We start from the raw sequence: 26,619 nt of genomic DNA, 5'->3' as shown, positions 1-26,619 counted from the left end.
CCTTTGAATTTATTAAAAATGCAATTTACGCAGTATAATGCCAAGTAATATTGATATACTGGTCAAAAATTAGCACAATTTTTAGCATATTCATTTACTGTCGTGAAACGTGTTATATGTATATTTATGAAATTTTTAACGAACAAAAATTCACGTTATCCCATAGGGTTCACTGCGGGAAAATTTAACCGGCCGTATGGCTGTTACACTAGCTCCAGAAGCGATTACCGTTTAGTTATAAACTAAGTACCTCCGGTTGTCCTTCAATACCGGGTAGAAGAGTACAGCCGTAATTTAATTCCGGTTAATTAATCAACATGAAGAAATTTGTAACATTAGTTATCGCGCTATTAATAATATCTGCGGGCTATGCCCAGCAAACAACATACTGTAATCCCATAAATGTAGATTACGGCTATTGCCCTATACCTAATTTTGTAACTCAGGGCAAGCATCGTGCAACTGCCGATCCCGTTATTACATTTTTTGAGGATGAATACTACCTATTCTCTACTAACCAATGGGGTTACTGGCATAGTGATAACATGGTTGACTGGAAGTTTATTCCGCGTAAGTTTTTAAGACCCGAACATAAAGTGTATGATGAGCTTTGTGCACCATCGGTATCTTATGTAAATGATACGCTTTTAGTTGTTGGTTCTACACACGGTAACGAATTCCCTATATGGATGAGTACCAACCCAAAAATAGATGACTGGAAAGAACTGGTTCATAAATTTGAAGCCGGTGCATGGGATCCGCAAATATTTTGGGATCAAGATACCGATGAGTTATACCTGTACTATGGCTCAAGCAACCTGTACCCTATATATGGCGTAAAGCTTAACAGAAAAACATTCCAGCCGGAAGGAGAACGAATTCCGCTTATAGCCCTTAATGACGACGAACACGGATGGGAGCGTTTTGGCGAATACAACGACAATACTTTCATGCAGCCGTTTATGGAAGGTGCTTTTATGACCAAACATAACGGAAAATACTACCTGCAATATGGTGCCCCTGGCACCGAATTTAGCGGATATGCCGATGGTGTATTTGTGAGCGACAAGCCACTTGGACCTTTTGAATATCAGTCGTTCAACCCATTCTCATACAAACCGGGAGGTTTTGCAAGAGGAGCAGGGCATGGTGCTACCTATCAGGACCATAACAACGATTACTGGCATGTTTCTACCATAGTAATCTCTACAAAAAACAACTTTGAAAGGCGTTTAGGTATTTGGCCTGCCGGTTTTGATACCGATGGTGTTATGTATTCTAATACAGCTTATGGCGATTATCCAACCTATTTGCCTTCACAGCATAAAGATCATACCGCACTGAACTCATTTACCGGATGGATGTTACTTAACTACAACAAGCCGGTACAGGTATCGTCTACATTGGGAGGTTTTCAGCCTAACTATGCGGTTGATGAAGATATTAAATCGTACTGGAGTGCAAAAAGCGCCGATAAGGGTGAGTACATCATTACCGACCTTGGCGAAAAAAGTACCATTAACGCTATACAGATTAATTATGCCGATCAGGATGTGGATATTATGGGTAAACCTGAAACTACTACAGGACATAAATACATTATTTACAGTTCTAACGACGGTAAGAAGTGGAAAGTACTGGTAGATAAAAGTAATAATACTAAAGATGTACCACACGATTACATTCAGCTTGAAAAAGCAGCAACAGCACGTTACATAAAACTGGAAAACATACAAATGCCAACGGGCAAGTTTGCCATTAGCGGACTACGAATATTCGGTAAAGGGCAGGGAGTGAAACCGGGTGAGGTAAAAAACTTCGCTCCGTTACGATCGACACCAAGAAAGAAAGGGGAGAGAAGGAACGTATGGTTTAAATGGCAGCAGGAACCTAATGCCGACGGTTATGTGATATACTTTGGTAAATCACCCGATAAAATGTATGGCTCTATTATGGTATACGGTAAAAACGAATACTATTTTTCAGGCCTTGACAGAACAGACGCATATTATTTTCAAATAGAAGCATTTAATAATAACGGTATTGGTCCGCGTACCGAGATCAAAAAATCAGAATAACAACTATTAATAATAAGTACATTTATGAGTTCAACTAATTCACAGACCACAAATTGGGGTCAGTTTATTCCCTTAGTGTCAGTATTTTTCTTTTGGGGATTTGTTGCCGCAAGTAACGACATCTTAATTCCTGTATTCAAGGAAGCCTTTGAGCTTTCCCAAAGCCAAAGCCAGCTGGTAGCTGTTGCATTTTATGTGGCATACACCATAGGTTCCTTAATTTATATAGGGATTTCTTTTTTAATGAAGCAGGATATCGTTAATAAATTAGGCTATAAAAATTCCCTTGCAGTAGGCTTGGTAATATCGGCTTTAGGAACATTATTATTTTATCCGGCTGCTAATACAGGGTCATTTCCATTAATGCTGTCTGGTCTGTTTATAGTAGGACTTGGGTTTTCACTTCAGCAAACTGTTGCTAATCCGCTTGCTATTGCTTTAGGTTCTCCTTCAACAGGTTCACAAAGGCTTACGCTTGCCGGTGGTATCAATAACTTTGGTACAACCATTGGTCCGCTTATTGTAAGTTTTGCAATTTTCGGTTCGGTTTCATCTCCTTCAACAGAAGTTAGTGTAGAGAGCGTTAAAGCTCCTTACCTTATATTAGGAGGTATATTCTTATTGGCAGCTATACTTTTAAAAGTTTCATCACTGCCTAATCACCCTGCTACAGAAGAAGATATTGTAGAAGAAATATCTTCTGCAGGTAAATCGGCTTTAAAGTATCCACAGCTGGTTTTAGGTATGGTAGCTATTTTCCTTTATGTAGGTGTTGAGGTTGCAACCGCAAGTAACCTTCCTGCTTACCTTGAAAAAGGAATGGGCTTTAGTACAAAAGATGTAGCACCATATGTATCGTTATACTGGGCCAGCCTTATGATAGGGCGTTGGACAGGCGCTGTAGAAGTGTTTACACAAAATAAAAAAATGTTGAAAGTGCTTAAGTTTGTAGCTCCTTATTTAGCCTTTGGTGTATTTTTAGGTGTAAATGCCATTGCAGAGCATGACTTACAACCATTCTATGTATATGCAGTAATTATACTTGTACTTATTGGTGCTGATATTGCCAGTAAAGGTAATCCTGCAAAAATGCTTTTATTATTCTCTGCACTGGGTATTGTTGCCAGTATAATAGGTATGTCTACAACAGGTATGGTAAGTGTTTATGCATTTACAAGTATCGGTCTATTTTGTAGTACACTATGGCCATGTATTTTTGCCCTTGCAATCAACGGACTTGGTAAACAAACCAACCAGGGTAGTAACTACCTAATCATGATGATTATGGGTGGTGGTATTGTAAGCTGGATTCAGGGTCTTGTTGCTGATGCAACTTCTATACATACGAGTTACATTGTAGGTGTAATCTGTTTCGCTTACCTTGTGTTTTATGCCTGGAGAGTACAGGGTATTCTTAAAAGTCAGGGTATTGATTTAAATACTAAAATAAGTGGCGGAGCCCACTAAAATATATAAAGCTTAGGCTTTAAAAAAGTCCTGCCACATGGCAGGACTTTTTTTGTTATTGATATGAGGTTGATTATCTTTGGTCAACTAAAAAATAAAACATTATGAAAAGAATTGTAGTTATAGCTGCCCTTACAGTTGCTGTAAATTTAATAGCCTGTAACGATAATAAATCCGGAGAGGAAACAACTAATCAGGAGGCTGAAACGAAAGAAATAGTTGTGCCTGAAGTTCCCGAAAATGCTGAAGAAAAACAGGTAACTATAAAAGCTACGGTGCTTTCTGTAGAGCATGGTAAGGATGGTGTTACTGCAAAGGCGGTAGATGATGACGGCGTGGAATATTCAATTATTATAAGCATACCAAACCTTAAGGAACCTGATATGTACAGGGAGGTTAAAAAAGATGATATTATTACCGTAAGCGGTACGCTTTGGGAAATGGAAGGACAAAATTACTTTAAGGCAGTTACCTTAATGATATAAATAAAAAGCCCCCGCATTTGCGGGGGCTTTTTTGTTAGGCTTTGGCGGTTGATGACGAACTGTTGTTCCAGTCAATTTTCCTTGACACAAACATTACTGCCCCAAGTATTACAAACAGGCCAATGCTGCCTACAAGCAATGCATAGTCTTCCAGTTGTATGATTACATATATAAACGAATACAGTGCGCTGAGTGAAATGGCGATAAACAGCGGGAACTTAATTCCTTTTAATATGGAAACAGAATACAACCCTATCATGACCACAACAGCTGCACCGGCAACAAAATAACCCAACATAAAGCTACTGTGTTCTGTTATGGAAATAAGGAGTGTATAGAACATAATAAGTGCAAGTCCAATCATGCCATACTGGAAAATATGAATACTTATTTTACTTATGGTTTGAATAAGGAAGAAAACCAGGAAGGTAAGTCCTATTACAAGGAAACCGTATTTTGCAGTCCTTTCAGACTGCTGGTACTCATCTACAGGTGTTATAAAGCCTGTTTCAAAAGTATAGTCACTAAGATCGGGCAATCCATTAAAATACTGTTGTGCAAAAGGACGGTTTAAGTAAGAGATACTCCAGTGAGCAGGGAAGCTTTGTCCCTGAGTCCCTGTAGTTTTAGGAAGGAAGTTTCCTTTAAAACTTGGCGAATGCCAGTTTGAGGTCATGGTAGCTTCGGTTTGTTTACCTATTGGGACAATGCTAAGGCTCTCGCTACCCTGATATTTTATATTTAAAGAAAAAGGAGCGCTATTGTTAGCTAGCAGCTCCTTGATGTTTACAGGAGCGGTTTCCATTACAGATTCGCGCTCCCTTTTTGTGTTTTGAGCAATAGGTTCAAATGAAAGCTTTTTACCACCTATAGTAATGTTTGCACTGCCCTGTATGCCTTTAATGTTTGTAGTTTTTATTGTTAGACGCGTTTGATCCCAGTGGATATCTGCCTCTTCAATTTTTTCAGTTTCTTTTTTAGATGAGAAATCAGGTAGGGAATAAGTACCTTTAAAGTCCAGATCTGAAGTATATACCGCCGATTTGTATATACCTCTTTTTTTACTTTCAGTATCAACATTTACGTCAATATTAGCCTTTAGCTCATCCGGAAAGAAATAAGCATACTCTGTATACGGAGTGATTTCATAGGTTACTTTTCGAGTCTTCTCGTCTACTATTTTTGTTTTTTCGTATACAGTGTAAGGAACCTTAATTATAGGTCCGTAAAAGTACACATCACCTCCCCATTTTTCATTAATTTCCTGTATCACTTCTTTTTGACGTTGTGCACGCTCAAATATTAAACTCTTTACAAACTGAAGCGGAATTAAGAGGATAAAAACCAATAGTCCCACCATGATTATTTTTGCGGTGTTGGACTGGAAAAAGCCCTGAGGTTTTTCGTTGTTTTGTGTTCTATTTACATTTTGTTCCATAATTGATTTTGTTAGGGTTAATTGTTTATGAATATTATTAATAGAGCTGTTGGCATGTTTAATAACAGCATAAGGCTTCTTAGTATCAGTTTTGTTCTGTTTTTTGTGTAATAGCTTATGTTTATTAGGTTGTTTACTATCATTACCATATTGAAAAAGGCGGCACTTAGCATGTATATAAATAATGTTATAACACCTGTAAAATAATTGCCTGTCATACAAATTGTAAAGGCTATTACTCCGGTAACCAATGTTATTAGATATATTATTTTGGTTAGCCTTAAAAGTTGCTCACTATCATCGGGTATATTTTTACTACAAGTCATATTATTATAATAGTTCTGTTATCAGTATTTCATATGCGACTGCAATTGGAATATTTATAAGCATATATGCCATTGAACGGAATACCTTTTTACTATAGCCTTTACTGCTTATTGCTATTATTAGCGCTATAAAAAGAATAAGGACATTTATTAATGTTGCAATTGCTATGAATATAAAGCTCACTACAACTAAGATTAATGATGTGTCATTTTCATAAAATGGTTTACTGTTTTGTATTAATGATATTTTTTCATCATGTATTGATATTGCAGTTGTTATAAATAACAATGTTGCTATTGTAAAGGTTATCATCGCTGCTTTTTTACAGATGTCACATATAAGTTGTACTGTTTTAGGTACTTGGTTTGTACTTGCTGTTTTCATAACTTACGGCTTATAAGGAAATGTTGTTGAGAAATAAAGCAGGTAAACAATAGCCGGCGGTATATTTGCCAGTGTTAATACATTTCGCCATAGGTTTACTGTTGGCCTGTAAAAGGACGAAAGGATTAAGAGCAACAATACAACCACTGTGTTTAGTATGGCAACTCCCCACAGGAACCCGCTGCGATAATGTTCGTTAAAACTCTCTTTATCCAAATGCAGCGAGTAGAACAGTAGGGTAGTACCAATACTAAGGGTTGCGGTAAGGATAACCATTGGCAGTATTACAATTATTATGGTTTTGGCTGAAGGTGTGGTTATCATTATTTACTGTATTAAAAATGTGTCTTTTATCCTTTGTAACGGCAAATGCAGCATCCTGAAATAATCAAGGTCGTAAAACCTTAGTGCCTGTTTGCCCTCTTTGTATCTCCTTATGAAATAGGGTAGTGCCAGCGGACGCAACAATAAGCCTGTAATGGCAGAGAATACAGTAACAATACTTACATCTCCGTTTCCTAACAGGTAGTAATGCATGGCAATCTCTTCCCTGTTATTTACATCTTTATTTATGAGTATCCTTAGTATATCCTGTTTTTCTGGTACAGGGTAGGTTTCATTGCTGTTGTCAAACAGAAATCTGCCAAGTGTATTACCTAAACTGCCTTTCGGGTAGCTTATTAAATCTTCCAGTGTTATATCGTGTTTCGGCTTTTCTGTAAAGCCTGTTATTAATGCTAATGTTTTCATAGTGTGTATTTTTTTACTTTGAAATTCAAAGTAGATTTATAAATTTTTTTATTCCGGTTCGGGGTACATAATAAAGGCCAGAAACATAAATACGCCAAAGCCTACTGTCATTCCCCATGATGTTTTGCATTCCGGACAAACCGTTAAACTTTCAAATATGCATTGTACCAGTTCTAAAGGTTTATGTAATATATCCCAACTGTTATAGCGTAAAAAACGCCCCAAATAGATACCAAAGCCAGTCAAAAAGCTTATTACGAGCATGAGCCCCCATGTCATAAAATAATTGAATCTTACGGCAAGCATTAGGAACATTTGTTTCATTGACTTGATACCAAACAGCAATCCGCTAAGGGAAAAACTTATCAGTAACAGTACATCAAACCAAACCGGTATACTTGTTTCTCTTTTTAGATGGATAAAATCTGTAATTATATAAGGCGCATTAGGCAGGAACATGAGCCAGGTAAAGAAAAGGGGGTAAAAATAGTGTCTCTTCTCTATAAAGTGTGGCCTGTCTATCATGTATCCTGTTATCCCTAATGGCACATAAGCTAAAAAGATATTCCAGGCTAAAAAGAAATAAAATTCAGATCGTGCAATGGCTACTCTGGTTATCAATAAACAAACGGCAAAGCAAGCCATGATTATCAGGAGGGCGTTATTCCTGAACTGATCATTAATTACAGACTTTAATGTTTTCATTTTTCTCATTTTAAAAGTACTTTGTTTTTCAAAGTAAATGGATAAAAAAATATGGTTTACTTTTTCTGGATTAATTTTTCCAGGGCATCAATATGATCTTTAAAGGCCTTACGACCTTCTTTAGTCGCTATATAGCGGGTATTAGGCTTTTTGCCTATAAACTGTTTTTCAATAGTTATATAGTTTTCACTTTCAAGTGCTTTTGCATGGCTGGCAAGGTTACCGTCTGTAACACCCAGTAACTCTTTAAGCGTTGTAAAATCGGCATACTCATTTACCACAAGTACCGACATGATGCCGAGACGTATCCTGTGGTCAAAGGCCTTATTTATATGTTGTAATATATTCTTCAAACTTACTGTTTTCGGTCATATTTAAAATGCATTACGGTTCCATATACTATATGGCATCCTCCAAACCCCAGTGCCCAAAATTCCAGTCCGTAACCCATAAACCACGTGGCAAATAAGCCTATAATAATCATTGTTAAACCTAAATAGCGTACATCCCTTAATGTATACTTACTGGCATTTACACACGATAGTCCGTAAAAAATCAGTGTTATAGGAGCTATAAGGCCATAGTAATGATTCTTAATTAATAATAGTGCAAAAATACCTCCTGTGCAAAGCGGAATCATAAAATTAGCTAACAGTCGTTTTGACGTAGAGCTCCAAATCATATCCCCGCTCTTACGGGCTTTTTTCAAAGTAAACAATAGTGCTGTTGAAACAGATAGTATTAGTACTGAAGCAGCAATTAACAGCATGTACTTAAAGGTTAAACTTTCAAGAGTATATTTTTCTTCGGCAACATGGTGTGCTAAATAAGCTCCGGCCAGTGCATAAACTCCTGCCATAATTCCCGATATTCCGCTAAGGGATAGGAACTGTGACGACCTGTCCATCATCTTTTTTATATCCTGAATGTCCTTTATGTAGTTTTCCATAGTAAAGTACTTTGAAATACAAAGTTAATGAATTTTCTGAAATTTCCAAAAAAAGATAAAAAAATCGGAAGGGTTAGGTAAGGGGATATAAAAAGCGCTCCTTTGAGGAGCGCCTGTATTATAAATGGTATAGGTTTTATATCCTGAAGATACCGCCTATAGCTACTATTCTCTGGAAGAATGTAAAATGTTGTGAAGCCCTGTCGGCACCCGAATGGGTGGTACGTATATCATGCATGTCTACATAACCGCTTTTAAGCTCTCCCTGTATAAAGAAGTGTTTAAAAAAGGTTAGGTTAATACCTGCTTTAGCCGCTACACCATAACCTGAGATATGGAAATCGTCGTGCCTGTCCATACCAAGTACTTTCGCATTGGTTTTAGGGTATAAAAAGCCTCCGCCTAAACCTTCGGTAATGTTTACCTGAAACGTATCAGTATTGGTAATGCCTAAATATTTTGAAACATCGTCTACACGGGCAAACTCTACGTTTATGTAATTTAGTCCGTCTGTATGTTCAAATGTCAGGAAATCTTCCGTAAGCGTAATTGGCACATTGTTATACATGCCGTTAAAAGCAGCACCGGGCTGACTTTCGTCCATGTCCACATAGCCGTTAATGTTAGCTACCTGGTCTTGGGTCATTACATACTTCATATGGTCTATACCAAGTGAAATACTGTAATGGTCGCTAATAAAATAACCTATGCGCAGGTTTGTTTGCGGTATGGTCATTTTAGTAGGGTTAACATAGTCTACATGCCATCCTTTAGGTTTGTCATGCGCTTCTACGTCCTGTAGGGTAAAGTTATACCCCGGTCCGGAAAAATTAATGTCTGATCTTGAGAAAGATTCTCTGTTTCCTCCCCAAAGTATAAAAAACTTTCCTTTGTTGTGAGCTGTGTATTTTTCAGGGGCTGTTACTAGTTCCTGGGAAAAGGTGTACTGTGAAAAAACACAAAAAGATAGTACAACCAGTAATAATGGTTGTTTCACGATAAAATAATTAAAAAAATAAGGTATTAAAAGTTGTTGATCGTTTTTCTGATCGCTACAAGCCTTTCCATTAAACCTTCAAAGTAATCAAGGTGCAGCATATTAGCACCATCACTTTTTGCATTAGCAGGATCAAAGTGAGTTTCAATAAAAATACCATCTACACCAACCGCTATACCGGCTTTTGCGATGGTTTCAATCATGTCAGGCCTACCTCCGGTAACACCGGTAGACTGGTTAGGCTGCTGTAGGGAGTGAGTAACATCCAGCACAGTAGTGGCAAACTCTTTCATGGTAGGAATGCCCCTGTAATCAACAATCATGTCCTGGTAGCCAAACATAGTTCCCCTGTCTGTAACCATTACATTTTCGTTATTACAATCCAATACCTTTTGTACGGCATGTTTCATGCTTTCCGGGCTCATAAACTGACCCTTTTTAAGGTTTACTGTTTTGCCGGTTTCGGCAGCAGCAACCACAAGGTCGGTTTGTCTTACCAAAAAGGCAGGTATTTGCAGTACATCCACATACTCGGCAGCTTTTGCCGCATCTTCATTCTCATGAATATCAGTAACGGTAGGTACGCCAAAAGTTTGCGATACCTTTTGAAGTATTTTAAGGGCTTTTTCATCGCCAATGCCTGTAAAGCTGTCTATGCGGGAACGGTTAGCTTTTTTGAACGATCCTTTAAATACATAAGGAATCTGTAGCCTGTCGGTAATCCCAACCAGTTTTTCGGCAATTCGAAGTGCCATATCTTCACCTTCAATGGCACAAGGCCCGGCAAGTACAAAAAAGTTGCCGCTGTCGGTATGTTTTATCTGAGGTATATTCTGTAAGTTCATAGATACTGAAATTTGTGGTGCAAAGATAAAAAATAAAAGCCTTAGTAGTACACTAAGGCTTTTACGGTTATTTTAATTCCTTTATGCCAAATCCGGCAGGAGCCATTATCTTACCTTTTTCATAAAGGTTAATGTATATTTTTACAGGAGTTGCCAGTCCGTCCCAGGTTACTTCATATACATCCAGTAGTCCGGCACCCATACTGTTTCTTTCAGACGGGAACGGGCAGCAGGCTTCCTGTTTTGTATAAGTTATTTTTTGTCCCTCTGGTCCGGTAAGTGCGTCAAAATAGCGTTTTACGTTAATCTCGGCGGTTTGTACCGGCAGGAAGCCAAGGTTAACAGGCCAGTCTTGGTCGTAACCGTATTTGTTGTTTTGTGCCGTTTCGGTAATAATAAAGGTGCGCTCTTTAGAGAGGTTAGGCATCCTGGCAGTGTTGTCAATATTTTTTATGGTATTGCGCGTACTTATGCACGATGCAGTAAAAGCAGCCAATACAATGGTAAGGAATATTTTTTTCATAAAAAGTAGTTGAAATGTACCTCAAAGGTAAGGGAAATTTTATGTTTTAAGAAGCTATACAGTATATGCAGGTTAAAAACTCTAAATTGCTATTTTTGTAGAAATTTGAAAAAACACCATTATGTATAGTTTTTATGGTACATGGCCGTGGTATGTTTCCGGCTTTTTGATTGGAGCAGTAATGCTGGCTCTTATTTATTTTGGTAAAAACTTCGGGATGTCATCTAACCTGCGTACTATGTGTACTGCACTTGGAGCAGGTAAAACAGCCGATTTCTTTAAGTTTGACTGGAAAACACAACGCTGGAACCTTACAGTGGTACTAGGTGCCATGCTGGGCGGATTTATAGCTACACATTACCTGAGTGATGGCAGTGGCGTAAACCTTAACCCGCAAACATTAGTAGAGCTTAGGCAAATGAATATAGATGAGCCTAACGGTAAGCTATTACCCGATGCGCTTGTTAGTCCTGAAGCGTTACAATCGCCTAAAATACTTTTAATACTGCTTCTTGGTGGTATACTGGTAGGCTTTGGTACGCGTTATGCCGGCGGATGTACATCAGGGCATGCTATATCGGGGTTAAGTAACCTGCAGTTGCCTTCGCTTATTGCGGTTATCGGATTTTTTATTGGTGGCCTTATAATGTCGTGGCTGCTGTTACCATTAATTTTAAACTAACAGAAACATGAAATTCCTAAAATATTTACTGGTTGGATTAGTATTTGGTATCGTACTTACCAAGTCAGAAGCCGTTTCATGGTACCGTATATACGAAATGTTCCACTTTCAGTCGTTCCACATGTTTGGCATAATAATGACAGCCGTTGTGGTTGGGGTAGTGGGCATACAGCTTTTTAAACGCAATAATGTAAAAGACATTACCGGACAGCCTATTGTAATTCCTAATAAGGATAAAGGGTTTACTAACTACATGACAGGGGGTATACTGTTTGGTTTAGGATGGGGACTTATAGGTACCTGCCCAGGCCCAATATTTATACTTATAGGTGCAGGTTTTTACGGAATAGGGGTAGTGCTGCTTGGCGCTTTAGTAGGGACTTACCTGTACGGACTATTAAGAAATAAATTACCGCATTAATGTTTTTTGAACAGGAACCAGTATTTTATGGCGGACTGGCATTTATAATATTTCCTTTTATCGTTCTGGGAGCAATATTCTATTTTTATGAAGTTACCATAAAAAAATGGAAAACTACCGAAGGCATGATATTGAGAAATATTGTAAAATGGGATAAGAGAAGGGGTAATAATAATGGGGTATGGAGAAATTATATCATTTATGAATATTCAGTAGATGGTAAATATTATCAGAATAACGACAGGCATACCAAGAACCTAATATTTGGAAGCAACTTAAAATCGATAGTGCCTAATGGCAGATTTATTGAGGGAGAAAAAATAAAGGTGTATTATAACCCTGAAAAACCTCATAAATCAGTTATTGATAATAAGTTTGACTATTACAATTTAGGAATACTATTTTTTAGTGCGTTAGGTGCATACATGGTTTACTACAATTGGAAATAAATAAAAAAAGGACGCTATAAGCGCCCTTTTTTTAACTAACTAACTCAAACATAAACTAATTATTAATTAGAGTAAACCCTAATATAGTCTATTATAAATTCCTGAGGGAATATGCTGTCATCCACTTCGGGACCGCCAAAGTTTCCGCCTATAGCTACATTCACTAAAAAGTAAAACGGCTGGTTGTATGGCCAAACTTCTGTTGTTTTGTCTTTCGGTTCAAATTTGTAAACCGAATTGCCATCTATAAAAAACTCAATAAAGTTTTCTGTCCAGTTTATAGCATAGGTATGAAAACCCTCTTCTATATTTTTAATCTCAGTTTTCTTTGTATTTATGGTATTACCATGACTGTCCTGTGTGTGGAGAGAGGTAAAAGCCATATGTGGTTCTTTACCCACATATTCCAGTATATCTATCTCTCCTGCCATAGGCCAGCCTACCTGGTCAATGTTAGAACCTAACATCCAAAAAGCGGGCCAAATTCCCTGTCCGGTAGGAATTTTTGCTTTTGCTTCAATATATCCGTACTTAAACTCTTTGTTACCCTTTGTGGTTAAACGAGTTGAGGTATAGGTAGAATCGTTTATTTTTTTTGCGGTAATTATTAAGTTACCGTTTTCCAGTTTGTGATTGTCTTTGGTATACACCTGGCGCTCGTTATTACCCCATCCGCAAATGTTAGGGCATCCGTCACCAAGTTCGAAATTCCAAACCGACTCATTAAGTTCCGATCCGTCAAAATTCTCTTCCCAAAGTAGTTCACGCTCTTTCTCTTTTTTGCCACACGATAGGGCAAGAGCCGAAAAAAGGAATACTATAGCTGTTTTTTTCATACTGGTTTATTTAGAATAGGTGAATTCTGCCTCAAGTGATGCTTTTGAATCTCCGCCCACAAAAACCTTAAAGTCTCCAGGTTCGGCTTCCCACTTGTTATTGGCGGTATAGAACTCTATTGTTTTTTCGTCAATCTCAAAACTTACTGTTTTGATTTGTCCTGCATTTATAGTAACCAGTTCAAAACCTTTAAGCTCTCTTACAGGCCTTGTAACCGAACCGAATAAATCTCTTAAATATAGCTGTACAACTTCCTTACCGTTTACACTGCTCGTGTTTTTCACATCTACACTAACAGTGATTTTTCCGTTTTGGTTAAGTGTATTGTTACTTAGTTTAAGGTTACTGTACTCAAATGATGAATAGCTTAACCCATACCCAAACGGATAAAGAGCTTCGTTACTCTCATCGGTATAATGTGACCAGAAAACACTGTCTCCGCCATTATAATTAGGCCTGCCGGTGCTTTTATGGTTGTAATATAGAGGCATTTGTCCTACAGCTCTAGGGAAGCTCATAGGTAGTTTACCACTTGGGTTATAGTCGCCATACAGTACCTGTGCGATAGCATTACCGCTTTCGGTACCTAAGTGCCACGCTTCTACAATAGCAGGAATGTTACCATCGGCCCACACAATTTCAAGAGGTCTTCCGTTAGTTAATACCAAAACAATATTTGGATTGGCTTTGTAAACCGTTTCAAGCAGTTCCTGCTGTACACCCGGTAAACCTAAATTTACACGGCTGCGGCCTTCACCTGTTTGTAAACCGTGTTCACCCAGTACCATAACCACCACATCGGCATTTTTAGCAGCGTTTACCGCTTCTTCAAAACCGCTTTTGTCGGTCATGTTTATTTTGGTCTCTATGGTAAATGCAGGAGCGCCCAATGCAACATCGGCACCCTTTGCATATACCAGTTCATTGCCTTTGTATTGTGAAAGCCCTTCCATTACCGATACTGCTGTACCGTCATCTGCACCAATTCTCCAGCTTCCAAGCGGACTCGTTTTATCGTTTGCCAATGCCCCGATAACCGCTATTTTTTGTCCCTGTTTCTTTAACGGAAGCAGGTTGTTTTCGTTTTTAAGTAACACGATAGATTTTTTTGCCATATTCAGCACACCATCGTGAAATTCCTTTTTGCCTACGGTAGCCTTTTCACGGGCTTCGTCGCAGTATTTGTAAGGGTTGTCAAACAGTCCCAGCTGAAATTTAACCCTAAGTATACGGCGGGCCGCATCGTTTATCTTGTCTTCAGATACTTTTCCTTCCTTAACCAGTTGGGCAAGGTACATCACATAACCGTGCGACTCCATATCCATGTCAGACCCTGCATTTGCAGCAAATTCTGCCGCCTGTTTCAGATCTTTAGCATAGCCGTGATTTACCATTTCACCCATCGAACCCCAGTCAGAAACTACAAAGCCCTGAAAGTTCCAGTCTTTTTTGAGAACCTCTCTTTGCAGATAAGTGTTTCCTGTTGCAGGAATACCGTCTATATCATTAAAAGAGTTCATAAATGTTAGCGCCCCAGCATCGGCAGCTGCCTTAAAAGGGGGGAGTATTATGTTGTGTAAAGTATTTCTATTTACGTCTACGGTATTATAGTCTTTACCGGCTTCGGCAAAACCATATCCGGCAAAATGCTTAACGCAGGCCGCTACATTAAATTCTCCTAAATCGCCCTGAAAACCTTTTACTCTGGCTACAGCAATAGCGCTGCCCAGGTAAGTATCTTCGCCCGATCCTTCCATAACACGTCCCCATCGGGCATCGCGAGTTACATCTACCATTGGAGCAAACGTCCAGTTTAAACCCGATGCAGCCGATTCGGCAGCAGCAATGGCAGCAGAATTTTCTATGGCTTCCATATCCCAGCTTGCAGCTTCGGCAAGTGGTATAGGGCTTATTGTTTTATATCCGTGGATAACATCGTAGCCAAAGATTACGGGTATACCAAGCCTGCTTTCTTCAACAGCAATTTTTTGTAGTGCTCTTACATCTTTAACACCTCTTACATTGAGCATAGAGCCTACCCATCCTTTTTTGATATGCTCATACTTAACAGCAGCATCACCATCTTTTGGGGCAGGGCCGGTAACATTCCAAAAACCGTTGTATTGGTTCATCTGTCCTATTTTTTCCTCGAGTGTCATAAGGTTAAGCACAGAGTCTACTTTACGGTCTATGGGAAGTTGTTTTTCCTTAACGGAAACCATATCCTGTTTTGCAGTACTGCAGCCTATGGCTATAAGAGTGGCTGCCAAAACATATTTTGGTACGTTTAATTTCATTATAAATTTTGGATAATAGTAATCCTAAAGGCTGACCCAGCCAGCCTTTAGTAATTACTAATTTTGAAGTAAATTATTTATGAGAAAACACTACTGATATACTTTTACATAATCAACTTCCATAGTCGACTGGGTAAATCCAGGATCTATTTCTCCACCAAAGTTACCACCCATGGCAACATTAAATATAAGGAAGAAGTCGCTGTTAAACGGTGATGAACTCACGTTATCATAGCTATGGAACTCTACATCGTCTACAAAAAATCTGATTTTTGTAGGACTCCAAATAACACTGTAAATATGGAACTCATCCGATACTCCGGCTACCGTAGTAGAACCTGTATTTCCATTACCACCAGAGTTACCAGGGTAGTGAAGGGTACCGTGAATGGTATTTTGGTCATTACCCACATGTTCCATAATATCTATTTCGCCACAACCCGGCCATGTGTTTGTAGCATAGTCAGAACCCAGCATCCATAGTGCAGGCCATGTACCTGCGCCTGTAGGTAGTTTAGCCCTGATTTCTACTTTACCATAAGTGAAGTCAAAATGTCCTTCGGTTTTCATTCTGGCCGATGTATAATCAAATCCGTTTGAACTCTCTGCTTTAGCAGTGATTTTAAGCATACCACCTTCTACTACAGCATTATCTGCAAGGTAGTACTGCGCTTCGTTGTTACCCCAACCGCTATCGCCATTACCTATTTCCATAGTCCAGTTATCAGGGTTTGGAGCACCGTCTACATCAAATTCGTCAGACCATACAAGTGTATCGTAATCAGGTTCTTCACCACCCGAGTTCCCCTGCTCATCTACAGGAGTAGTAGTAAATATATGATACCATGCAAGTGCATCGTTACCACCCATTACGGCTCTTACGTGCATTTCGTTTTCTGTAATAGAAAGGATTTCATAAGTAGAAGTACCAATGTAGTATCCCATGAATCCGTTATCGCTAAAGTCCATTACAGTACCTCTTTTCTGATCTTCCGGTACAAGAGAGCTAGATGGGCCTAAGCTCACTACTTTCTCACCAGATGTATCGTAAGCCAAGCACTGGTCGTCTGTAGCGGTACTACCACCTACACTGTTAAATGAAGAGTTAAAGAAAGTATTTCCGCCATTATCCAGTGTATACTTAATAATACCATTATCTAATGAGAAAGTAAGTACGTTATCGTATAAACAGCTGCTTGAAGGAGCTCCCGCTTTTTCAAACGGAGCTGCTGCATAGTAGCTAGGTACACCTGTATTTTCTGATGTGTCGTTAGGACCTACCCCAAGGTGACCCGGTGCTGCTGCATACCAGTACCATACTTTAGAAGTACCTGCTGTTAGAAATTGTACAGCTTCGTCGTCAGAGAAGTTACTGAATACAGTAACCTCAATACTTGTACTTGTCGTTACACCACCTGTACCGTTTGCCAGTACCGTAACAGTATATGTATTAACACCGTTTTGAGTGAAACGTTTTGCGTATACTCCTGATGCAGAAACAGCAGAAGAACCGTCACTAAATAAATATTTATAGCTAATAGCATTATCTGCAGTAGCAGTAAAGTTTACTAAGCCGCTACCGTCTCCGTCAGGATTTTCGGCGTCCTGACCTACGATATCATAGTTAATCGTAAGGTTAGTAGGGGCAGTGATGTCCCCAAAGGTTGAATCGTCATCCTGACACCCCCATAGTACAGCTACAAAGGCAAACAGGATTCCTATTTTAGTTATATATGTTTTCATAAGCTCTTTTTTAGTTTGTAAGTTCTATATCGTCAAAATAGTAGGTTGCACCTGTACCCGGTTGATCAAAATCAAAGAACACTACTACGTTTTGAAAGTTGGCAGAATTATCGATTCCGGTAAAATCATACTCAAGCTCTTCCCACTGGTTAGCTACCGTAGTAGTTGCAGGAAGCTCGGTAGTAATAGTTGCCCCGTTATTTTCTAATTTAAGAAGTACGGTAATACCTGCCTGAGGTGACCAAACTTTCATTTTTATTTTTTGCTGAGTAGAGAAGTCAATAGGCGCTACAAGTGGCATAGCTATACCTGCCCATGTTTCTGCCCCGTTGTTTTTCACTACCTGTCCTACAAAACCACTTGTGTTGATGCCTGATGCATCTGGGTTTGCTACTTTAGATCCAAAAGCATTACCAAAGCCATTAAATGTGTACTCAATATCGTACTCAAAGTTTAACGGAAGTGATACCGACTGTTCCGGAGCGGCTTGTCTGATGTCGTCAAAATAGTAGGTTTCTCCACCACCGTTAACACCAAAGTTAAAGAACAGTACAATGCGTCCGTACTCGTTGTCAAGGCTTATTTCAGAGAAGTCGTAAGTAAGTTCTTCCCATTCGTTAGAAACTGTAGTAACCTGATCTACCTCATAGTTAATATCGGCATTACCAAGATTTTCTAATTTGAATTTAACTGTAGCACCTGCAATTGGCGACCATACTTTAACTTTAATTTGGTTTAGCGAAGTGAAATCAATAGGAGCGTCAAGCGGTAGGGAAGTACCTGCCCAAACTTCGGCACCTGCATTTTTAACCTGCTGACCTACCATAGAACTGGTGTTGATACCAGAAGGATCTGGGTTTTCTACTACAGATGTTGTAGCATTACCAAAATCACCAAATGCATAGTTTAAAGTATTGTTTTCAAACTCTATAGGTAATAAAAGCGGGTTAGTGATAGTAACCTGTTGTGTTACTGTTGTAGTAGCTACACCACCGCTAAAAGCAGTTACTGTTACATCATACGTACCAATGGCAGAGTAAGTGTATGGAACCTCGTCACCCTCGTTAAACTGAACAGGAGCAGCATTTTCATCTTCACCAAAAGTAACTTCATAGAAAGTTTCATAATCGGCAGTAGCGCTAACATTAATACTAAACGGATCTCCGTTTACAGTTGCGATGTTTACTGCAAGGTTTTCGGGAGCTACAAAAGTAACCGTTAACTGTTCTGTAATTTCTGTTTGTTTTCCGGTAATACCGTTACCTACAATGGTAACATCATAAACACCTTCGGCATAATTGTGCTGTGCTTTTTGTCCTGGTATTACAGTTGCAGGATCAGGAGTACCGTCTCCAAAATAAACACTGTAGTTACCCACGCCTTCACCATTAGGCTGAATGGTTACCAAACCTGTATTGTCCTGAGAAATGGTAAACAGTGCAGAAAGGCTTGCAGGGGCAGGAGCATTGTCCAGAAACCCCGAGTCAAACTCGTCGTCGTTACAGGCTGTAAACAAAGCCGTAACAAATACTAGTGTAAATATATATTTTAAACTTTTCATATCTGTAGCGTATTAGTAGTTAGGGTTTTGCTCCCAAAGTCCGCCGGAGAACTGAATCTCTTCGATTGGTATAGGGAACAATTCGTTTTTATTAGCCGTAAAGCCAGGTATGTTTGAAGCAGCCTGACCTGTTCTTACAAGATCGAAGAAACGATGCCCTTCACCTAAAAGCTCTCTTCTTCTCTCTAAAAGGATAGCGCTTGTTAAAGCATCACCAGCCCCCGAAAGGTCGTGGTTCTCATCGCCAAAAGCTCTTCTTCTAACCTCGTTAACATACTCTAATGCCTGAGAAGCATTCCCGGTGCGGCTGTAAGCCTCGGCAGCCATAAGCAGTACATCAGAATAACGTATAGCTCTATAGTTATTAGGGTTGGTAAGGTTTAAGTCACCCGCAGCTTCCTCGCTTCTTACCCTTGGGATATATTTACGGTTAAAGTAACCGGTATCCTTATAACCAGGACCGTAAGTAGCACCTGTTTCAGCACCCCATGCAGCCATATCAAGAATGGTAACTTCTTTTCTCATATCACCGTCTTCATAAATAGAGGCAGCTTCTTCTGTAGGTACGTTAAAACTAAAACCAGAGGTAAACATAGGTCCGCTATAGTTTCTTGGTCCGCTAAAACCTACTGCAACGTTACCTTCACTACACTGAAGACAACCAAAACCGGCACCTTCAACATCAGTATACTGTACTTCAAATACAGATTCTGTTCCGTTTTCACCTGATTCCTCAAAAAGGTTTAGGTAATCGTCTCCCTGAGTAAGAGCATATTGCCCGCTGTTAATAACATTGTCAAGCATTGAAGCAGCTAACGCATAGTCTCCTTTGTAAAGGTATACTTTACCAAGTAGTGCCTGTGCAGCACCTTTTGTAACACGGCCTACCTGAGGAGCTGTAACAGCTAAATCTGCAATAGCCATTTCAAGGTCGCTTATAATAGAAGCATATACATCATCTTTTGAAGCCCTTGGGATAGAAGTTTCATCACCAAGTGCAAAACGTTCATCACCTTTTAAAGGAATACCTCCAAACCATTTTAGAAGTTCAAAGTTATAGTAAGCATGTAAAAAACGGGCTTCGGCTACAATTTGTGCTCTTCCTTCAAAATCAGTCTTGTCCTTAAATTCAAGTATGTAAGCCGATCTGTTTACTCCGGCAAACATCCAGTTCCATACATCCCTAAGGTTTGAGTTAACAGGAGTATGGGTCATTTCATCAACCTGTTGCCATCCAATTACGTCGTTAGCACTTTCACCACCCGATAAGGTATTATCTGAAGCTATTTCGCCTAATATTACGTTTACATAGGTTGACTGAAGTATATCATAAGCCGCGATAAGCGCATAGTTATAATCTTCTTCAGAGTTGAAGTAATTGTCTGATGATATACTGTAAACAGGATCTCTTTCCACAAAGTCGTCGCTACACGATATGTTTACCGTTGCAACTATACTGAAAGCCAAAATGGCTGTAATTATTTTTCTTTTCATTTTTTTAGAAGTTTAGGTTTAAACCGATTAGATATGTTCTCGGAACAGGGTAGAAACCAAAGTCTATCCCCGAAGATAGCGGAGCACCGCTTGAAGCACCGGGATCAAAACCTCTGTATTTTGTAAATGTATATAGGTTGTTAACACCTGCATATATTCTTAGTTTAGTAATACCTGCTTTCTCTGTAAAATCAGGATTAATAGTATAACCCAGCTGTACATTTTGTATTCTAAGGTAAGAAGCATCTTCTACAAAGAAATCAGAGAAAATATTGTTTGATGTAGCAGCGGTAGTTGCTCTTGGAACACTATTGCTTGTACCTTCACCTGTCCAGCGATCAAGTGTATAACTCATTCTGTTTACGTCGGTAAGGTTTCTTTCGTAGTTTCTTACCATATCGTTACCTATAGAGGCAAACCAGTAAGTAGCAAAGTCAAATCCTTTATAATCAAGCTGTAGGTTGAAACCCATAGTTGCATTAGGGATAGGATCACCAATTTCAGTACGGTCATCGGCATTAAGAACACCATCGCCGTTAACGTCTACAAAACGTATATCACCCGGTTGAGCGGCAGCTCCAAGAGCCGACTGGTCAGGGTGTGCAGCAACCTCTTCAGCATTTTGGAAAATACCGTCGGTTACATAACCGTAAAAGTATCCCATAGGATGTCCTACTTCCATTCTTGTAGGTTGTGGCTGTCCAACTCCAAATTCACCTCCAGCAAAGAATCCGGTTCCGTTGTTAACCGAAGTTACAGTGTTTTTAATAAATGTAGCGTTGTAGCTTGCCTTGATATGGAAATCATCTCCTATATAGTCGTTATAAGTAAGAGAGAATTCAAAACCTTTGTTTTCCACATCACCGGCATTAAGTGTAGGGTTTTGCCCGCCCGGAGCATAAGTACCCACAATACCAGATACCGGGATGTTAGGGATTAACAGGTTAGCTCTTGTGTCTTTAAAGTAATCGGCAACAAATTCAAGCTTATCGTTAAAGAAGTTAAGATCAAGACCTAAGTCAAACTTCCTTGCTTCTTCCCATTTAAGATCAGGGTTTGGTAAAGCACCAATGGCAAAACCGTTTACAAGGGCACCGTCAAATATATAAGTAGCTTCACCGCTAAGTAAACCTAAGTAGAGATTAGAATCAAACCTGTCGCTACCAAGTACACCATAACTTGCTCTAATTTTTGCGAAGTTAAGAATGTTGTTTTCTTTGAAGAAAGACTCTTCTGAAAGTACCCAACCACCTGTAACAGAAGGGAAGTAACCTACACGGTTGTTTGCCCCGAATTTAGTAGATGAATCCCTTCTAAGCATACCTGATAATAGGTAGCGCCCTTTGTAGTCGTACTGAATTCTACCGAAATAAGATAGTCTTCTGTCGTCATAAGAGTAAGAACTAACAGTTTTGTTATCTGCAAAACCAGTTGTAAGGCTTATGTCTGCAAATTCCCATGAGTTGTTTGGTACATCAAAACCTGTAGCATATAAACCTTTACCCCATGTTTTGAACACTGTTGTACCTACAGTTGCAGTAAAGTTATGTGCATCATTAATATCAAACTTATAGTTGGCAAATGCATCAAAAGTATAATCGTTATCATCAAAAGCATTTTGATTTACGCTGCTTCTAACGTTATCGAATACTTTACCTCCGTATGAAATTTGTTTGTTAAATATCCTTTCATCTCTGTTTTGGGTATTGAAACCAACACGACCAGTAACAGTAAGGTTTTTAATAAGCTCATAGTCAGCACCAAAAGTACCGCTTAACTTTTTAAGGTTATAGTCATTATAGGTGTTAGCAATTTGAGCAAGCGGGTTAATAATCTCGTTACCAAGGTTACTTCCCGGGATGGTAGAGCTACCTGTAGGAAGTACGGTAAAGTCGCCGTTAGCATCATAAGGACTATAGATTGAAGGTGTGTTAATAGCGTTAAATAGTACTGATCCCAGTGCATTTTCGTTAAACCCTTGAGAATCTGTAGTAAGGAAAATAACGTTAGTGTTTATTTTAAGTTTATCAGTAACATCAGCATTAAGGGAAACGCGTGCGGTATTACGTTCAAAGTGTGATTTGTCGCTACCACCTATAATACCTTCCTGATCAAGGTGTGAACCACTTACACGATAAGTAACCTTTTCGCCACCACCTGAAACAGAAAGGTCATGGTTAATAATAGGTACTCCGCTGTCAAACACTTCATCCTGCCAGTTTGTACCTTCACCAAGGTTAGAAACGTTAGGGAAAGGAATTGGCTGTCCGCCGTTTGCATATTTTTCGTTAAGTAAAAGTGCATATTCCGAAGCGTTTAGCAATGGTAGTTTTCTTGTAGTTTCCTGAAAACCTGTATAAGCATTATAAGAGAAAGTTGCTTTTGAGTTTTTTCTGCCTTTTTTAGTAGTAACAAGTATAACACCGTTTGCACCACTGGTACCATATATAGCTGCCTGAGCGTCTTTTAATACAGTAATGTTCTCAATATCGTTAGCATTAATATCGCTAAGGCTACCTATATAACCGTCTATTAATACTAAAGGAGCATTATCACCATTTGTGGCTATACCCCTAATCCTTACATCAAGAGCCGCACCCGGTTTACCTGATTGTGTAGTAACATTTACACCACTTACAGTACCCTGTAGTGCCTGTTCTACCTTAACCGGGTTCATGTCTTCCAGCGTTTTTGCACCAACAACACTAACGGCACCGGTTACTTCTTTTTTACGTTGTGTACCATAACCTATCACTACTACTTCATCCAGTGTTTGAGAAGTTTCTTTAAGTGATACCGAAATAACTCCGGCTCCGGTTACGGTTTGTTCTACAGTTTCATAACCAATAAAACTGAATGAAAGGGTAGAGCCTACCGGAGCATTAATGATGTAATTACCATCCATGTCGGTAACCGTAGAGGCTGTACCATTTTTTACAATGACGTTAACACCCGGTATAGTTAAACCGGTGCCCACTTCACTTACTGTACCCTTAACTTCAACCTCCTGCGCGAAACAGAAAGATGAAATCAGAATAAAAGTAATTAAGAGTAATTTAGACTTCATATATTAAATTGTTTTTTGTGATTATCTAAAATTATGTCACAATAAATTACGAAGAATAAAATTAGCCTCAACAAAAATTATACATTCCTGAAAAACTTAAAGAAAATTTATGACTCTGCCCTAATAGTGGGTGTTAACAGTAAGTTAAGTGCTAAAAAATCTTTAAATAAAATTCGAAAAATACACTATTACAACGTTGTTGTTGAGGTGATGTATAGGTAAATTTAACTAATGATGTGGTGTGCTAAAGTGATAGTATATACTCTACAAGCCCTAATTCGTGAGGTAATTCCATTTTTTTACGCAAACGATATCGTTTTATCTCCACACTTCTTACCGAAATGTTGAGTAGCGGAGCTATTTCTTTAGAAGATAAATTAAGGCGGAGGTAAGCACATAATCGAAGGTCATTTGGTGTTAAGGAAGGATGAACAGATTTTACCTTTTTTAAGAAATCTTTATCGGCATTATTGAATGCTTCCTTAAACATATCCCAGGTATCATCTTCATTAATATTTTTATTAATGGTAGTAATTACCGATTTGATATTTTTATCGGCACCACCCGTACCTGTTTTCTTCAAATCGTCTTTTATAAGAGAAAGCAGCTCGTTCTTTTTAATAAGGTTCATGGTAGAGGCAGCAAGCTCCCTGTTCTTACTTTCAAAATCCTGCTGAAGCTGCTCGTTTTTAATTTTCATCAGCTCCTGCTCTTTTTCCAGTTCTTTTATTTCAAGTAGCCTGTTGTTTTCTTCTATAAGCTTTTCACTTTGGCGTTGATAGTAGTTTTTATAAGCCCTGTTAATAAGGAATGCGGCTATAAAAGCAAAAATGATATAAATAACCACGGCAAAATTTGTAGCATACCATGGTTTGAGTATTACAAAAGTGTAACTCGCTGTATTTACAGACAATGAACTTCCCGTTTTTGCTCTTACCTTAAAAGTATACGTACCTGCCGGAAGGTTTTTAAAAGTAGTAATAGGTTTGCTGGTCCATTCACTCCAGTCGTTTTGCATGCCTTCCAGCATGTACTGAAATTCGGTATTGGCATATTTATTATATTCCGGTACGGTATATAAAAAGGTAAGGTTGTTCTCGGCATATTTAAACTCACCTTCGTTTTGTATAATTACAGGTGCTGGTTTTCCGTTCAGTACATTGTTGGTAATCCCGGTAATGGTAATGGTATTACTTTTAAAGTTGAGCTCGTTTATATTTAGGGTATAATAACCGTCTGTAGTACCTACCAGGTAAATGTTGTCTTTTATCTGGGTAATGTTTTCAAAGCCCAGCATGGAATTGGTAAGCGACGAAGGTATGGCTATGGCATTGTGTTTCAGCTCGGCATTAAGTTTACCCAGAGAGAAGTAATTGATGTAGTTTTTAGTAAAGAACCAAAGTCTGTCTGATTTATCGGCGGTTAGTTTACCCGACATATACTCATCATGATTAAACAATTTGGAAAGTTTTTCATCTTTCTCAAATTTTTTCGTTTTGTTATTTAAAATAAATAATCCTTCTTTTGAAGCGTAGTATATGGTATTATTAAAACTGGTAATCGATGCGTTTTTACCCTTAGCCGGAGTTTTATAGGCTTCAAAGTTAGTTATTCGGGTGTAGTTGTTATCGGTTTTAATCCTGAACACTCCTTTATATTCATGACTCACATATATCTCGTTATTGCCTGAAAGTGCAAAGTAGCGGCTGGAATAATCAAATCCGGTTATCTTGTTTTTAAATTTCCAGCTTCCGTTTACCTTTTCCAGTATAGATAAACCGTAGTAATTACCCTGTATAAGTTTGTTCCTGTCTGTAGGATGAGGTTCGAACTTCCAGGTGCCCGATCCGTTAAAGAGTAAACTGGCCTGACTTCCGTTAACAAGGAATGTCCCCGAGTCATGACCGCAAAACAGTGCACCATCATATTGGTATAATGACCAAACCTGACCTTTAGTGCCCGGAACAAAGCGGAACTCCTCTTCAGAATTGTATGTTTTGTAAAATAATCCCTGATTGGTACCTATATATAAATGATTGTTGTATAGTGCAGAGGCATATACAGTACCTAAAAATCCGGTATCGTCTACAAAACTTCTTACAGCCGACTGTAAATTAATACAGTTAATACCATTGTCAAGACCAATCCAAAGGTTTTTATCTGTATCCTCAAACAACGATAGTGCTGTGTTATTACTAAGTCCTTTATTCTGGGTAATATGGTAACGCACTTTTCCTTGTGGCGATAGTATAAATATACCGTTTGATACCGTTCCTAAAGCCAAACTACCATCACTAAGCTTCTGCCCACTGTATATACTGCTTAATTTTAGTTCGCTGTCGGCCTCGGTATCCCAGTGGGTAATAGTGTTGTTTTTCAGTTCCAGTAAACCGTTGTATTGTGTTTGGATAAGCAGCCCTTCATTATAAGGATATATACTTATAATTTTATTATTGGTTAGCTGTGGGGTGTTATTAACTACCTTACTTACTCCGTTTTCAATTTCATAAAGCCCGGTACCAAAGGTTTGGTACAAAATCCTGTTGCCTACCCTAAAAATTTTATTTACTCCGGTGTCGGGTTTTATTATGTTATAGGTTTTCTTGTGGGTATCGTAAATGAATATCTGGTTTAGTGACTGAAATATAACCCAGTGGTCATATTGTGCAATATTCCAAAACTGTTCATCGTCTAAAATTTTATCACGTATTCCTTCACTAAGGGAAGTATAGCTAAGGCTTCCGTCTTCGTTGCGGGTCCAGTAGCCAAACTCCATGTAACATCCGGTATAAATACGTTCGCCTATTACTTTAACCGACCTGATAATCGTTTCGTTAGGGGAAGGGTAAAGTGTCCATGCTGTGCCATTGTATTCCAGTAGTCCGCCGTTATTGGCAAAATACATAAAGTGGTCCTTATCCTGGCTCATCATCCAGTTTTGGTTACCGGCACTGTACTGGTTTGTACTGTATTTAAGAATAGGAGGCAGGTCTTGAGAAAAACCTGCAAGCGTATATAATGCTGCTAATAGTAGTATAATTCTTTTCACGAAGGGTAAGGGAAGTTTATTAGTTTATTACGAAGATACGATTACAAAATAAATTTTTCACTTTGAGTTTA

24 protein-coding genes are annotated in these 26,619 nt (G+C 38.7%); 6 read left to right on the top strand and 18 right to left on the bottom strand.

The window, feature by feature from the left end; genetic code table 11:
* Window positions 1–317: 317 nt before the first annotated feature.
* The 3 genes from Q763_RS07970 to Q763_RS07960 all read left to right on the top strand — a co-directional run bounded on the left by Q763_RS07970 (window position 318) and on the right by Q763_RS07960 (window position 4,030).
* The gene (locus Q763_RS07970; RefSeq protein ID WP_035132979.1) at window positions 318–2,078 is read left to right on the top strand and encodes a family 43 glycosylhydrolase; all 1,761 of its coding nucleotides are present in this window, start codon (window positions 318–320) and stop codon (window positions 2,076–2,078) included.
* Between the two features lie 24 nt (window positions 2,079–2,102).
* Window positions 2,103–3,545, top strand: coding sequence for an MFS transporter (locus Q763_RS07965; protein WP_035132977.1), 1,443 nt, complete (start codon window positions 2,103–2,105; stop codon window positions 3,543–3,545).
* Window positions 3,546–3,649: 104 nt separating this feature from the next.
* On the top strand, window positions 3,650–4,030 hold the full coding sequence (locus tag Q763_RS07960; protein ID WP_035132975.1) for a hypothetical protein: 381 nt from the start codon (window positions 3,650–3,652) through the stop codon (window positions 4,028–4,030).
* Between the two features lie 34 nt (window positions 4,031–4,064).
* Here the strand turns inward: Q763_RS07960 and creD are convergent, their stop codons facing one another.
* From creD to Q763_RS07910, 11 genes are all read right to left on the bottom strand, one after another.
* Entirely contained in the window at window positions 4,065–5,468 is a 1,404-nt protein-coding gene (gene creD / locus Q763_RS07955) for a cell envelope integrity protein CreD (RefSeq protein WP_035133072.1), read from the bottom strand.
* A gap of 17 nt (window positions 5,469–5,485) precedes the next feature.
* Complete coding sequence (locus tag Q763_RS17815) at window positions 5,486–5,794, bottom strand: hypothetical protein (protein ID WP_157499384.1); 309 nt, start codon at window positions 5,792–5,794, stop codon at window positions 5,486–5,488.
* Between the two features lie 4 nt (window positions 5,795–5,798).
* Window positions 5,799–6,179 (bottom strand): hypothetical protein, encoded by a 381-nt coding sequence (locus tag Q763_RS07950; RefSeq protein ID WP_035132973.1) that lies wholly within the window; start codon window positions 6,177–6,179, stop codon window positions 5,799–5,801.
* A 3-nt stretch (window positions 6,180–6,182) separates the two neighbouring features.
* The gene (locus Q763_RS07945) at window positions 6,183–6,503 is read right to left on the bottom strand and encodes a hypothetical protein (RefSeq protein WP_035132971.1); all 321 of its coding nucleotides are present in this window, start codon (window positions 6,501–6,503) and stop codon (window positions 6,183–6,185) included.
* 3 nt (window positions 6,504–6,506) lie between these two features.
* On the bottom strand, window positions 6,507–6,929 hold the full coding sequence (locus tag Q763_RS07940) for a hypothetical protein (RefSeq protein ID WP_052123315.1): 423 nt from the start codon (window positions 6,927–6,929) through the stop codon (window positions 6,507–6,509).
* Window positions 6,930–6,977: 48 nt separating this feature from the next.
* Window positions 6,978–7,634: a DUF1361 domain-containing protein gene (locus Q763_RS07935; RefSeq protein ID WP_198133448.1), complete on the bottom strand. Its 657-nt coding sequence runs from the start codon at window positions 7,632–7,634 to the stop codon at window positions 6,978–6,980.
* Between the two features lie 56 nt (window positions 7,635–7,690).
* Entirely contained in the window at window positions 7,691–7,987 is a 297-nt protein-coding gene (locus Q763_RS07930; RefSeq protein WP_035132969.1) for a winged helix-turn-helix domain-containing protein, read from the bottom strand.
* 2 nt (window positions 7,988–7,989) lie between these two features.
* Window positions 7,990–8,583: a hypothetical protein gene (locus Q763_RS07925; protein ID WP_035132967.1), complete on the bottom strand. Its 594-nt coding sequence runs from the start codon at window positions 8,581–8,583 to the stop codon at window positions 7,990–7,992.
* Window positions 8,584–8,719: 136 nt separating this feature from the next.
* Window positions 8,720–9,580, bottom strand: coding sequence for a hypothetical protein (locus Q763_RS07920; protein WP_035132965.1), 861 nt, complete (start codon window positions 9,578–9,580; stop codon window positions 8,720–8,722).
* Window positions 9,581–9,606: 26 nt separating this feature from the next.
* A complete protein-coding gene (gene kdsA, locus Q763_RS07915) occupies window positions 9,607–10,425 on the bottom strand; it encodes a 3-deoxy-8-phosphooctulonate synthase (protein WP_035132963.1) in 819 nt (272 codons plus the stop codon).
* Window positions 10,426–10,492: 67 nt separating this feature from the next.
* Window positions 10,493–10,948: a hypothetical protein gene (locus Q763_RS07910; protein ID WP_035132961.1), complete on the bottom strand. Its 456-nt coding sequence runs from the start codon at window positions 10,946–10,948 to the stop codon at window positions 10,493–10,495.
* Between the two features lie 121 nt (window positions 10,949–11,069).
* Between Q763_RS07910 and Q763_RS07905 the strand changes: the two genes are divergently transcribed.
* From Q763_RS07905 to Q763_RS07895, 3 genes are read left to right on the top strand one after another with little or no spacing between them, the layout of a single operon-like run.
* Window positions 11,070–11,630: a YeeE/YedE family protein gene (locus tag Q763_RS07905; protein WP_035132959.1), complete on the top strand. Its 561-nt coding sequence runs from the start codon at window positions 11,070–11,072 to the stop codon at window positions 11,628–11,630.
* Between the two features lie 7 nt (window positions 11,631–11,637).
* Window positions 11,638–12,051, top strand: a complete 414-nt coding sequence (locus Q763_RS07900) for a DUF6691 family protein (protein WP_035132957.1) — start codon at window positions 11,638–11,640, stop codon at window positions 12,049–12,051.
* Complete coding sequence (locus Q763_RS07895) at window positions 12,051–12,500, top strand: DUF3592 domain-containing protein (RefSeq protein WP_035132954.1); 450 nt, start codon at window positions 12,051–12,053, stop codon at window positions 12,498–12,500. Before Q763_RS07900 ends, Q763_RS07895 begins: the two co-directional genes overlap by 1 nt.
* A gap of 62 nt (window positions 12,501–12,562) precedes the next feature.
* Here the strand turns inward: Q763_RS07895 and Q763_RS07890 are convergent, their stop codons facing one another.
* The 7 genes from Q763_RS07890 to Q763_RS07860 all read right to left on the bottom strand — a co-directional run bounded on the left by Q763_RS07890 (window position 12,563) and on the right by Q763_RS07860 (window position 26,548).
* Window positions 12,563–13,336 carry a glycoside hydrolase family 16 protein gene (locus Q763_RS07890; protein WP_035132952.1) on the bottom strand — a complete coding sequence of 258 codons (774 nt, stop codon included), beginning with the start codon at window positions 13,334–13,336 and terminating at the stop codon, window positions 12,563–12,565.
* A 6-nt stretch (window positions 13,337–13,342) separates the two neighbouring features.
* Window positions 13,343–15,634, bottom strand: coding sequence for a beta-glucosidase BglX (gene bglX, locus Q763_RS07885; protein WP_035132950.1), 2,292 nt, complete (start codon window positions 15,632–15,634; stop codon window positions 13,343–13,345).
* A gap of 90 nt (window positions 15,635–15,724) precedes the next feature.
* The gene (locus tag Q763_RS07880) at window positions 15,725–17,377 is read right to left on the bottom strand and encodes a family 16 glycosylhydrolase (RefSeq protein WP_035132948.1); all 1,653 of its coding nucleotides are present in this window, start codon (window positions 17,375–17,377) and stop codon (window positions 15,725–15,727) included.
* A 10-nt stretch (window positions 17,378–17,387) separates the two neighbouring features.
* Window positions 17,388–18,938 carry a hypothetical protein gene (locus tag Q763_RS17455; protein WP_052123311.1) on the bottom strand — a complete coding sequence of 517 codons (1,551 nt, stop codon included), beginning with the start codon at window positions 18,936–18,938 and terminating at the stop codon, window positions 17,388–17,390.
* Between the two features lie 12 nt (window positions 18,939–18,950).
* Window positions 18,951–20,432 (bottom strand): RagB/SusD family nutrient uptake outer membrane protein, encoded by a 1,482-nt coding sequence (locus Q763_RS07870; RefSeq protein ID WP_035132946.1) that lies wholly within the window; start codon window positions 20,430–20,432, stop codon window positions 18,951–18,953.
* Between the two features lie 4 nt (window positions 20,433–20,436).
* Complete coding sequence (locus Q763_RS07865) at window positions 20,437–23,499, bottom strand: SusC/RagA family TonB-linked outer membrane protein (RefSeq protein ID WP_035132944.1); 3,063 nt, start codon at window positions 23,497–23,499, stop codon at window positions 20,437–20,439.
* A gap of 244 nt (window positions 23,500–23,743) precedes the next feature.
* Window positions 23,744–26,548, bottom strand: coding sequence for a triple tyrosine motif-containing protein (locus tag Q763_RS07860; protein ID WP_035132942.1), 2,805 nt, complete (start codon window positions 26,546–26,548; stop codon window positions 23,744–23,746).
* Between the last annotated feature and the right edge of the window lie 71 nt (window positions 26,549–26,619).

The organism is Flavobacterium beibuense F44-8 (genome assembly GCF_000769915.1).
Classification (GTDB): Bacteria; Bacteroidota; Bacteroidia; order Flavobacteriales; family Flavobacteriaceae; genus Flavobacterium; species Flavobacterium beibuense.
The sequence above is the reverse complement of the archived record's forward strand: the minus strand, read 5'-3'. Positions and strand labels throughout refer to the sequence as shown.